This is a genomic window from Mycolicibacterium agri, assembly GCF_002553505.1.
GTDB classification, from domain to species: domain Bacteria; phylum Actinomycetota; class Actinomycetes; order Mycobacteriales; family Mycobacteriaceae; genus Mycobacterium; species Mycobacterium agri.
Genome location: NZ_PDCP01000271.1, coordinates 1 through 213, shown reverse-complemented (window position 1 = coordinate 213; position 213 = coordinate 1). Strand labels below are relative to the sequence as shown.

The following is a 213-nucleotide window of genomic DNA, read 5'->3' as shown; positions in this document are numbered from 1 at the left end:
GCTGCACCTGCCCGATGACCATGGTGCATTGGCGGTGCAGGAGGCCATCGTGGCCAAAATGGCCCAGCTGCCGGCGACCTTGCGTCGCACCTTGACGTGGGATCAGGGTCGTGAGATGGCCAATCACGCTGCCATCGCCGCGGCCACCGAGCTCGATATCTACTTCTGCGATCCGCACTCGCCATGGCAACGCGGCAGTAACGAGAACACCAA

General features: G+C 62.9%; 1 protein-coding gene. It reads left to right on the top strand.

The features are described 5' to 3' along the window. Positions 1 to 213: IS30 family transposase (locus CQY20_RS34135; RefSeq protein ID WP_109789796.1), on the top strand; the 213-nt coding region annotated here is incomplete at both ends.